This is a genomic window from Lentibacillus saliphilus, assembly GCF_019093865.1.
GTDB classification, from domain to species: domain Bacteria; phylum Bacillota; class Bacilli; order Bacillales; family Amphibacillaceae; genus Lentibacillus_B; species Lentibacillus_B saliphilus.
The window spans coordinates 40,512-52,541 of sequence record NZ_JABJXD010000005.1 but is presented as its reverse complement, the minus strand read 5'-3'; the positions used below and the strand labels follow the sequence as shown (position 1 = coordinate 52,541).

The following is a 12,030-nucleotide window of genomic DNA, read 5'->3' as shown; positions in this document are numbered from 1 at the left end:
ATTCATAAGTAAGTATGCTATCCCCCGAAAGCTTATCTTTGGTCTAGTTGTATTTGCTTTTTTAAATACTCAACCCTTTAAAAGCCCTTCCAAGTGCAATATCACCAATTTGTCTAATTGTTCCTCTTCCATCATTCATCGTATAGAATTTAACCCCTTTTATTTTTACATCTTCTATTTCATCTTCAAATATAATCTCAGCTTCATGTTCATTAATATAGGTTAATAAATCTTCTTTCCACTGTTCTTCTTCCATATTCCGTCCTTTAGGTTCAATAAATATCTGAATGAAATAATCACTGTTTTGTAAATAAAGAATAAAGTCGGGCTGGAATCCTGCCAAATTCACTTCATCATGTCCACTACCAAACTGATGCAACTTTAATTTATTATTTTTTGTTGATTCACGATGCATATTTTCATCCATACGTAGTAAATACACATCAGAATATTCCTCTTTTAACTCCGCAACTCTTTCTGCAATTCGATCGATTAATTGCTTTTCGGTTAAGTTAATAATAGCGGAATCATAAACAAAGTAATCTTCTTTTATTTCATAACGATCCACTGTCTGCGGAATATCCTGCATAAACGTTTTACCCGTGTCATAATTTGGTACACGTTTTCGGTAGTTTGCAATATACTCTTTAATTGGGTAACCGATAAATTTACCGGTTCCACGTTGTTTACTGTAACCTGATTTTATTTGTTTGGCGACATAGGAAAAGTAACGCTCTAGAATGTTTAACTTTTCAGTAGCCGTTAGCACACTACTATCCATTGTTTGTGGAATTGTAACATAGATCGTTCGATTATAAATATTTAACCATTTCTCTTGTAAAAACTCTTCTCTCGAATTTAGTAGCGGAATATACTTTTTCAAGTTAGAGAAATGATAGAACGACAAACGATTCATAATTTTATTGAGATAACGCTTATCAAAAGTAACCGCAACGTTATAAGCGTTTGTATAGTCTTCTTGAACTTTAGTATCTTTATAACTTACTTCTTTTAATGCAGATATATATGGAATGACAACATCATTTTTTGTATCAACACCATATTTCTCTAATGAATCATAGTAGTCATCCGTTACTTCAATGGTTTCATTGTAATATATTTTTCCATATTTCCATATGTCCGTCCGTTTAAAGGTAGACTTCACCTTAACATCAATTAATGGATTTTTTTTATCTTCACCAGTCGGTAAATTCATTTCGTCTAAAGCACTTACTAAGTTCTTCAAGTATTGAGGCTCATTGATTGTATGATAATGAATCGTCTCTAAAATCAAGCTATCTTCACTATCATCATTAAATCTACGTGTATATGATCGTTCACCATCTAGTAAAAATGGGTAATACCTTGCACCACGTCCAATTAATTGTGCTTCTGACATAGTCGTTGCTTTCGTTCCTTTAACTTTTGGATCATCACTTAATCGCACAATGTCATAAAGGTTTAATACATCCCACCCCTCTGTAAGTCTAGCCACAGCAAAAATCACTCGATATAAATTCATTGGACTTTCTAAGCTATTTAAAGCCTCATAGTGACCTTTTTCTAAGATGCCCGATTGACTCGTGTCATTGGCATTAATAATTCGGCTTGGAGCAAGTTCCCGTTTTATATCTCTGACTATTTCACTTAAATCGTCCTTACGTTCACGATAATAGTTATGTGCCAATGCCAATGTTTCACTATCGTCTTCAGAAGTAATTTGCGCTTGTCTATGAAGAAAAGCTTTCAAAGATTCAACGGTCAATGTATCGATTAACTCGTTAAATTGTTCGTGGGCTTCATTGGAAGCATCAATTCGCTGTGATTTAAACATAATAACAGGCTTTATATATGCACCATTCTCTTCCAGTGCATATCTTCTTCTATATTCACTTAATAAGACTACATTCATCATGTTGTCCACGTCTGTATTACTCGACTGAATTCGCTTTACATTTTTAGAATATTTATCTTGAATGAAGCGGTCGAGTGCATAGCGATACAATACTTTATCTTTGTATTTTTCATAAACATTTTTATTCTCCAAGTCAATTGTAGCGGTAAATTCAAGTAAGCGATTATCTTCATTTGCATTTAAAATAGTGGAAATTGCTTTTTCCCATGATTGTTCCGTTTCTTTTTCCGTCTTGGTAGAAGCAGAGAAATGATGTGCTTCATCTCCTAATATAACGACTTTATTTCTTGCATAATCTTCTTTACCCATTGCATTTTCCTTTTGTGTATAAATATCAGCCGCAACACGTTGGACAGTTGCCAATTTTAAATAGATCGTATTCTTACTTTGAATTTTCGGGAAAGTTTGAACTTGCTTCATTTCTATTCGTTCCCCATCTATTTCAATTTGTTGTTCATATAAATACTTGTCCGATGCCATATTTGTCAGGTTATCAATTGTTTTATTTAATACACCATTTGTATTTACTAGGAATAAAAAGTTTTGATAACCTCGTTCTTGATAGAGGTATAAAATAAGCCCTGCCATTAAGTCTGTTTTTCCACTTCCTGTTGCCATGTTGAATAATACATGCTTCACATTCCTAAAACGAAACTCCCTTGCTGCTTGTGAATAATGAAAAAAGCGTAAAGCTGCATCTTGATAATACCTAAACGTATGTACCATGTTCTGTTTAATGTAATCAGGTGTTTCCCATGCACCCTCTTCGTTAAATAAACTTTCATTTAGTTCTCTTACCTCATCGTATAAAGGTAATGGCAGCTGTTTCTTTTTCTTTGCCACAGTTATTCACCACCTTTATCATAGAAGTTTTTATTAAATGTATAGTCATTATCAGAAATTAAATCACGAACGTTTTCATCATCAATTTCAGAGTAATTATAGTAAAGTTGATTTTTATCGATGATTTTAATAAGTGTTTTCTTTTGCTCCTCAAATGAAAGCTCATATAATGTATCTTTAACCGCTTCTAAATCAACACGGAAATCAATTTCCGCTTCTTTTAACATGAAATCAAATACATCATGAAGTTCTATTTGTGTTTCTGCATTACGTATGGATTTTAAGAATCCACGATTTTTCTCCATTAATTCAATATAAATGAAACTTCCTCCGCCTTGCCATTCGACCTCTTTAGAAATGCCGCCCTGCTCACCTTCGATGACTTTTTGAAGTCGTGGAACAGATACTGTATTAATGTAATCCATCTGTTCAATACCTATATAACGACGGTTCATTTTGTGTGCAACAGCTTGAGTAGTTGAAGAACCCATGAAAAAATCGAGTACAATATCATTTTCTTTAGAGCCTATATGAATTATTCGCTGAAGTAATTTCTCCGGTTTTGGTGTAGTGAAAACAGTATCGCCAAATATCTTATTTAGATTTTGAATAGCATCTTGATTATGTCCAACTTCACTATAATCCCAAATCGTCTGTGGAGTAACTGTTTGCTTTACTTCAGTGAGAAATTTTTTTACGGAGGGAACATTATCCCCTTTTTCACCAAACCAAATTCTATTATCTTCAATATATTTTTCAAAAGTTGTTTTTGATAATCCCCAACTCCGTCCTGATGGTGGGTACACAATTCTTCCGCTAGGGGTAGTTATAGGATATCTATCTTTTTCAGTGACTCTGCGTACTGATAAATCAGCAGATTTCCAAACTCCCCGCGGATCATTATCTCTATTAGTATATCTACTATCCATTTCAGGATTTCTATCAAGCCCATTTATTTCGAATTTTTCCTTATCCCTTGCATAAACAAATATATGATCATGCATATCAGAGAAGTATTTTGCATCATTTTGTGGAGAATATTTCTTTTTCCATATGATGTTACTTAGGAAATTTTCCCTTCCAAATACCTCATCAATTAATACCTTTAGGTAATGTGCCTCATCATCATCTATATTAATCCATAAAGAACCATCATCAGATAACAAATTTCTAGCTATTTCTAAGCGGTTTTTCATAAAAGTAAGCCAAGTAGAATGATTAAATTGATCATTATAGATGAAGCTATCACCTCCTGTATTGTAAGGTGGATCAATATAAATCAATTTCACTTTCCCTGCATATTTTTCTTTTAATGTATGTAACGCTAGTAAGTTATTCCCTTTCATTATCAAGTTGTCATCTTCACTAAAACTGTCTACCTCATGTTCGCCGTTTTCATCATACTTTTTAGCGCTCACTAAGATTTTCTTTTCTAATAAAACATCCATTTCCTCTTTTGCAATTACTTCGTTTAAAAACGGCTCATATGGGCGTAGATCATCTTTATCTGTATCTTCTTTACTCATGCTTGCTTTTAATACCGTATCTTTATAAGGAAAATCTAATACAACATCTGTCAATTCACCGATAAATTTCCCGCCAACTGTTAATCCAATTTTCTTTGAGTATTTTGTATACGAGTCTTGCCAGTATTCGTCGGTTTCAAATAGTTCGATAATTCTATTTATTTGTATGACTATATTCCCTGCAATATCAATTGTAAAGTTACTTTTTAGTGTTTCATTCGAAATAAATGCTTCAAGCAAATCTTTATCATACGTATCTAAATCTTGAATGACTTTATTTTTATTTAATACTTCTCCTATAAAATACTTTTGGTCAAAATGCTGTAAAACCTGTTTAATTGCTTCATTAATTTTAGTTTTCATGTCAAAATCCGTCCTTTTAATAATTTAATCTATCTAATAGATTCTTATTAATCCCTAGTTACATACTATCATATAAAGTATTTGTTCATATATCTTGAAGAATAAAAGGAATGGTTTCTCCCTTTTAAAATATAACCTCTTTCTTTTAAGACAGTAAAGCTGTTATCACTATTTACTACTAGGTGATTAAGAACTTCGTCTCCTAGTAATTTTCCACCTTCACTAATCTCTTTCTAACGTTAATATCTTCCATCGGTTGTTTATGTCACCACTTAGATGCAGATCTGTCACAATGACACCTGATGCATTATTATGTATTACTGATACAATTCGGCATGACCGAAATAGAATCCTTGTCTAAACTAGTAGATCATTTCTATTGCTTGTTAACGAATGCTCCAAAGGAAGAAGTCAACCTTCTTCACATCGCTCAGTCTAGTGTATTTTGGGAGATTACGGTCAAACGCAGCAATGCACTTTTTTGCGTCATCTGTACTGAGAAATTCGCTGTACCATTCCTCGATAGCTGCATACAAAGCGATTGCATTTTCGAGCTGCTCATGCTTGCTTTTTCCCGTGAGTTTCAAGTTTAAGTTCTGGACTACATAGCGATCCCAGATAGGTTTGTTGGGATTTAAGGTTGCCAACATTTTACTTGAAAAAGACGCCTCAATGTTTCCGGTTTTTTCAAACAATGTTTTAATGATTATAGCAAAGGTGGCTCGCTCCGCTTTCATAGTTTCGAATACCTCATAGTATATTTTTCTCCAAGCAGCATTCCTGCGAACTTTGTAAAATCCATTAAACTGCCTTTGGAAATCCTCATCTCTTGAAACATTGATAGAGTTTACTCGGCTCATTATATCTGCGTACCTATCAAGACCCATACTCCCAGCAAGCCGTTCTTCAATAATTTTATTTACATCTATCTTCATATGATTGCTCCTTACAACATATTCGGTCATTTATATTTCACATTGTATGACGTATTGATTTTTCTGAGTAATTCAAGCTCAACTTCAAAGAAGGAAGAAATAACCGCGGTTACTTCTTCCTAGTGAAACTTTATGGCTATCTTTTGGGTACAGTATTGTTTGAGTTAATAGCTTTTCTTTAGGCCAATCATCACAGTATACTAAAGCCTACTCACTCTTCCTCACTAACAATTCCAACAGCCTCTCTCTTATCATGTTTTCACGTTCAGTGAAAAACGCTTCAAAGTTTTCTATGCTTAATTCAACATTTGGAATCATATGGGTCTTCATATATGCATCTTTTTCTTCTGAAGTACGACAAATCAGGTTCATCCAATCTTCAAAGGGTTTATCCGACTTTTCCATGTTAGGAACGCCTTCGATAAGCTGAAGATTGCCAATATAATTATGGTTTTCAAGACAGAAATCAATCGTTTCTTGATCTAACCCTTGCTTTCTAAGTTTTGCACGGGATCGTAACAAGCTTTTTGGAAATATGTGATCTTGGTGGAATGTATTTTTATAATCGATATGCGGGTAAAGTAAAGATAACACTGGAAACGCATATCTGTTTCCATATTGTGTCCACAGTAAATCTTCTACCTCTTCTTGAGAGAATCGTAGTGTCTTATTAGTTATTCTCAGCTTTTCTTTTAGAGTTTCAAACGAAAAGCCATCGCTAACCATGTTATTCTTGATAATTTCTCGCATCGGCTTCAATACGTTATCTGGCTGGCCACCGAATACCCTCTTTAATAAAGAAATGGTAATAAATCTTTTAAGTTCTTTTCTATCATCTATAAATTTATAAGAGTCTACAAAGCTCTGTGGATTTCCTTTTTTATACAGATAGTATGCAATTGGAATGATTGCATAGTTTGCTGTTAATGTTTTATAGTTAAATCCAAAACTTGATACGAGCTCAACCGCCAGACGGATAGATTGGGCAATTCCATCCCATTCTTGTTCAATCTGCTTCATCGTGTCTGCATCAAAATTATCCACTTTAAATGCGATATCGTTAAAATCGCATAAAACCAAGCAGGTTTTCAAAATCATATCTTTGTTAAAATTAAATCCATCACCTATATTATTAATTTCATCAACAAAAGTCGTTATTGTCTTTCGTGCATCTTTGTATTCCCATTGGGCTGTAGCAATTGAGAGTAATAAATCTGAATAGCTTAAAGGCGTACCACCACTGTTTACTCGAATAAATATATTAAGAACCTTATCGAGTTCCTGTGATTTTTCTAAGTAATAATTAATACAGAGTGATTCATGTATCGAATAATGTAATCTAAATAACGTTTTATTGGCAAATTTAGCTTTTTCTTTATCCACCAGATTCAAATCGTTTTCATATAAGTAATCATTAATTTCGTAGGTTTCCTTGAATTTCAGGATATCCCCTACTTTGAACCAATAAGTAGAATCGTCTTTTTGCGTTGCTTCCTCTTCTGTAAGAAATTTAAAATCATAAGTCATATCAGCCTCTGAGGACTCCTGTAGCAAGTTCAAGTACAATTGGCGCTCAGGATAAGCCAGATCATTATCTACTCTCTTCCTTGGTAATTTATAGGCATAAGAACCTTTTAATCCGACATATAATGAAGTTAAACGCTGTTGTCCATCTAGTATAGCTACAATATCCTCTTCTCCACTTATATTAGCTTCAAGGTTATGAGTGTGATCGCGTTCATGATACTCTCGTAGGAACTCATAGAATTTAAATTTGTGGATATTTTCCTTATTCACATGCCAAAACAAAAAAGCTCCTACCGGATAACCTTTAAGAATAGAATCAAACAACGTTTCAATTTGCTCGGTATCCCACACAAATTCTCTTTGTATTGCTGGAAGTAAATACTTCTTTCTATGTACATCATTAATGACTTCGTTAATCGTAAGTGGTCTTTCAAATGCCATTGTTATCCCCCTTAATTAATCCCTTTTATACAGCCTTTACTTACAAGCGCATTTACAACATCCATCTGATGGTTATGAAAAAGTCCACTATTGTTTGTAACACGCTCCCAAAGCTCAGTAATATCATCAAGAAGTTCTGGCTATTCTTTTAGTCTAAATAGGCAAGCTTCTCTACCATATACACGATCATATATAACTAATCTAGCGATACATTTTCTGATATATATTATTATATCAGAGAATACACTTAAAAATATGAAGAAGTAAAGCCACCGATCATCACACCCCAGCTATCACCCTTAACTCCCGAAGCAAACCCTTAAATTCCTCATTATATTTAAGAATGTATTCATTGAAGTCCTTTTTAAAATCATTAGAATATAGATCCTCCACATCATAATCATTTATTAACATATTGAGGTCTTTGCTGGCCTCTGCAAGTTGATCACTTACTTTATCGAAAGATTCTTTGCTCCAATTTTCTTCCCGATGCATTACCTCCAAAACTCGCGAGAAATGCGGCAATCTAAACCCGTAATTGGTTGGCCTAACCTCTTTGTGATACTTCCAAATGTTAGTCCTAACATGATTGAAAGAGTTGAAATGAAGACCTAACGATTTTTTGAGCAGTTCACGTTCGACATCTGAAAGTTGATCAGGATTTACATCAAGTGTTTCTCCAAACTTCTTCATCGAGTAGTAAAGCTGCCCTAGTTCACCCGCATAATCATCGGCTTTGATTTTTCTTCTTTATATTTGTTAATCACTGACGTTACAATTGACGATACAAGCAGCAATGCTAAGATCACAACTAAATATTTCATTTTTCTGTTATCTAACATTAGAGTAACCCCTTTATTTTTACTAAACACTAAGAAAACCGTTCCTCCAACAACCCTACGCCTTCTTCACACTAGACATTCATTCAAAATGACATTCTTGGATATGGGACAAGAGCGACTAACGTTCATGCTTAATTGGGAAAATAGCTTCAGAATATGTGATGCACATAAGTTGTTTCTGTTCAACTTCTAATTTCGGCTTGAATATCGGAATATCCTTAATACGTCTATAGTGTCTTCTGATGTTAGATATAGGTGATGTTCTATATGTGAATAGTCTGGGGCTGTATGTTTCAAACGGGGAAACACGATCATAATCAAATATTTGTTATCCCATACCCTACCATTGCTTGCGTGATACTGCAATGATGGATTGCTGTCATGTGCTGATTTTGTTTAGAACGTTATTTTTTTACATTTTTGGTCCAACAACCTACACATAAAAATCCTTATTTCAACGGTATAACCCGCTCCTCGACTAGAATATTTTCTATCATTGAAACCAACACACAAACTAAACGTCTAATTCACAAAGGGGTGAGCACATGAAGCAGCTTACGATCGGTGTTGTGTTATTGGTGGTCGGAATATTAACAGGGTGTCAGCTCATCGGAGGTGGGGATTCGCCATTGTCCGGTAATCAGCCACCTGAAGTCTATGTTAAGATTAGTAATGAAAAGCATCCAACAATGCTTGGTACATACTGCTGGAGTGGTGAGTGTGTGGATACGGTTGGACCAGTTGAATTATTGAAAGGACAGGCGCCTTTGCCCGTTCAGCCTGGAGAGCCGATTACATTAGGGATGAACTTTTCGCCAAAGCCCAATGAGCTACATCTGCTGCAGATAAAAGATGGCAAGGAAACTGAAGTCGATATAGCTAATAACCGTTTTACCGCACCGACCGAACCTGGTGTTTATTATTACTCGTACGGCGTGTGGTGGATGGATGCAGAAGAGGAAAATGTGGCGCACGGCGACGCGTTTTATGCGTTTGCCGTCGAGGTCGAGTGATCAGGTAAATCGCTGTTCGGTCATTTTGACTTACAATTCCATGCTCTATGTGCTAAACTATTCCTTGTCCCTAAATCGGGCACATCTCCCTCTAAGGTGATATGTCGTGATTGAGAACCCAACTGTCTCTCTCTAAAGCGAGGCTTTTTTGTCCTAGATAAAAGTGATCTGGAGTGTCCTGGCATAGTCAGCCATTTTCCAAAACCCATAAATACAGGTGCTTGTCCCCCGATGTGCTACAACACTACCGTAACGGGGAACAGGCACCTTTTTAGCACTGAACAAATAGGCATTAGACACTCGCTCGAAACATATTCACTGTGACCCAACACATACTAAGACAACACACGTTGACATCAGGATCATCAACAGAAAGAAGTGAACACTCATCAAGGTGAACAAACAATTAATTAAATCCAACACAATCTTATTCGTTTTGATTGTCGCTTTTATAATGGCATTTACCTTTGTTTTTGGTAATGACAATATATTAATCGGCGTGACAACCATTACAGCGATGCTCATGCTGATGGAAAGAGACTTAACGATACATCCGATCGGCAACACCGCACGATTGATCGTGTTGAACCTATTAATAGGCGTAGCTGGTTTTCTAGCAGATTTCAATATGTGGCTCGCGATTCCGATTAATTTCATCACGATGTTTGGATTAAGCTATTCTCTTTTGTATAACTTAAAAAATCCGTTATATTTGCCGTTCTCGCTGCAATATTTATTCATTCTCGCTGCACCTGTCGCACTTGACCAAATGCCGCTCCGACTCGCTTCTCTCGTGTTTGGTGCTTTAGCGATTATGGGTCTGCAAATGCTCTTTAACAGAAATAGAATATCGAAAAGCGGCGACAAGAAGATAGAAGCGATTTGTACGGCATTAATCGCAAGAGTGAAGCAGATTAAAGAGAAATCTGAAACGGAAAACTTAAATGAGACGATAACAGCCGATATAAACAGCCTTCGAAATATGATTTATGACAAAAGAGAACGAGATTACTACTTGACCGAGGAAGGGCAAGTAAAATTAAATATTTCTGCTTCTCTTGAAAAAATAAACATGCTGCTGAACACAGCAACAGAAGAAGACTTAACGTCAGATATACTGGATGATCTCATTCGGTGCTTGGAATTGGTGCCCGCTCATTTAAAACCGAGCGGGACAGGAGATGATTTTCAGAAGGCGTTCGCTCATATTTTAGATAAATATACGAATGAAGAGACGCACGATCTATTTGTGCTAAGTATGTTAAACCATATTGATTTCCTCAAAGACAACTTAGCCGAATTAAGCACGTTAGAGAAAGAACACTATCACCGTTCTAAGAAAAAAGAACACATACCAGCGTCTTTTCAAAAACCAAAGGAGATACCTAAGCATACAAAAGCCATCAAGCTTTCGTACGCTATTCGAATGGCTGTCGGGATTACCATTGGTGGCTTCATTGTCGACTTTTTTGACATTAGTGAAGGACGCTGGATGATGTTCACGATTCTGTCAGTCGTTATTCCGATCTATGAACACGCCCAGCAAAAATCAAGGGACCGAATTTTTGCGACGATTGCAGGAGCTATTTTAGTCACCATTCTCTTTTCCATCTTTCAAGGAAATACAGCTAGAACGGTACTCATCATGCTCTCTGGCTACGTGATGAACTATATAAAAGCCTATCGCTACAGCACCATTCTCGTCACATTTACAGGGATCGGTTCAGCTGCCCTGATCACAGGCGCGACTGGACTTTTAACACTCAACCGCATCGCACTTGTAGTGGCCGGCGTTGGGATTGCGATCATCGTTAATAAATTCGTCATGCCTTATACTCGGAAGGATGCGAACACAGATCTGAACCACATGTATCTCGATACGATCTATGAAATGCTGAAGGAGCTCGCAGAAAAGGTAAAAGGCGCCGGTAGCCATCACGGCATCAAAAATTTGTTACTCGTTACAAACTTGATTGAAGACCGCAAAAAGCTCCTCAACCAAGAGTCAAAGGTGTCACGGGAGGAATGGCTCAAGCATCAGCGATTAGCCGCATCGACCATCTATGAATTATTCGTGTGGATCGACAAGCTTGGTGTTCGTCAGGAGGTTGCTGCAACAGCATCGAATTACCTTCAAGTCATCCTAAACAGCTTCGAAACAGAAGCTTCACTAGAAGGACCGATTTCAACGATCAAAGACCAAATTGCGGTTATGCATAATATCGAAAACCGCATGGTATTAAATATGATTTTACAGACGATGGAAGAATTAGAGGCTGCAAAACCTGCTTATAAAGGCATGATTGCTTAAGTATTTGTCTTATAGTAAACGAAGCCCCTGAAATATAACTAAAAGTTTAACTTAAAAGACGAACAATGCTCTACATTAGCTCCGGAAATACACGCAGACTCCAGCGGGAGGAGAGGCCTAGGCGAGACCCCGCAGTGCGAGGGGAAGGAAGACTAAGACCGCGACGTCATGTCGCAACGCTTTCATGACCTACGTCCTGTTGGCCTAAGGCTCACCGAGGGGATGGTCGACTAAATTCGGCGCGTCCTGCGCCAACGCCGACACTAAACCATCCTGGTTGTCGGTCGCGAAGTGTATTTCGGGAGCGGTCGTAT

The 12,030-nt window shown here is 36.4% G+C and carries 8 protein-coding genes and 1 pseudogene; 2 read left to right on the top strand and 7 right to left on the bottom strand.

What is annotated here, in order from left to right; all coding sequences use genetic code 11:
- Positions 1–61: 61 nt before the first annotated feature.
- The 7 genes and pseudogenes from HPC67_RS09845 to HPC67_RS15880 form a co-directional block, all read right to left on the bottom strand.
- On the bottom strand, positions 62–2,758 hold the full coding sequence (locus tag HPC67_RS09845; protein ID WP_343327829.1) for a DEAD/DEAH box helicase family protein: 2,697 nt from the start codon (positions 2,756–2,758) through the stop codon (positions 62–64).
- Between the two features lie 2 nt (positions 2,759–2,760).
- Entirely contained in the window at positions 2,761–4,647 is a 1,887-nt protein-coding gene (locus tag HPC67_RS09840) for a site-specific DNA-methyltransferase (RefSeq protein ID WP_217587476.1), read from the bottom strand.
- Between the two features lie 386 nt (positions 4,648–5,033).
- The gene (locus tag HPC67_RS09835; protein WP_217587475.1) at positions 5,034–5,582 is read right to left on the bottom strand and encodes a hypothetical protein; all 549 of its coding nucleotides are present in this window, start codon (positions 5,580–5,582) and stop codon (positions 5,034–5,036) included.
- Positions 5,583–5,789: 207 nt separating this feature from the next.
- Positions 5,790–7,550, bottom strand: coding sequence for a DUF262 domain-containing protein (locus tag HPC67_RS09830; protein WP_217587474.1), 1,761 nt, complete (start codon positions 7,548–7,550; stop codon positions 5,790–5,792).
- An 11-nt stretch (positions 7,551–7,561) separates the two neighbouring features.
- Positions 7,562–7,675, bottom strand: a pseudogene (locus HPC67_RS15985) (DUF6979 family protein); the annotation flags it as partial.
- Positions 7,676–7,829: 154 nt separating this feature from the next.
- Positions 7,830–8,243 carry a hypothetical protein gene (locus HPC67_RS09825; protein WP_217587473.1) on the bottom strand — a complete coding sequence of 138 codons (414 nt, stop codon included), beginning with the start codon at positions 8,241–8,243 and terminating at the stop codon, positions 7,830–7,832.
- A 17-nt stretch (positions 8,244–8,260) separates the two neighbouring features.
- A complete protein-coding gene (locus HPC67_RS15880; RefSeq protein WP_281417512.1) occupies positions 8,261–8,392 on the bottom strand; it encodes a hypothetical protein in 132 nt (43 codons plus the stop codon).
- A gap of 545 nt (positions 8,393–8,937) precedes the next feature.
- Here HPC67_RS15880 and HPC67_RS09820 point away from each other — a divergent pair.
- Together HPC67_RS09820 and HPC67_RS15945 are read left to right on the top strand one after the other, a co-directional pair.
- The gene (locus tag HPC67_RS09820; protein ID WP_217587472.1) at positions 8,938–9,405 is read left to right on the top strand and encodes a hypothetical protein; all 468 of its coding nucleotides are present in this window, start codon (positions 8,938–8,940) and stop codon (positions 9,403–9,405) included.
- Between the two features lie 394 nt (positions 9,406–9,799).
- A complete protein-coding gene (locus HPC67_RS15945; protein ID WP_217587471.1) occupies positions 9,800–11,716 on the top strand; it encodes an FUSC family protein in 1,917 nt (638 codons plus the stop codon).
- Positions 11,717–12,030: the final 314 nt, after the last annotated feature.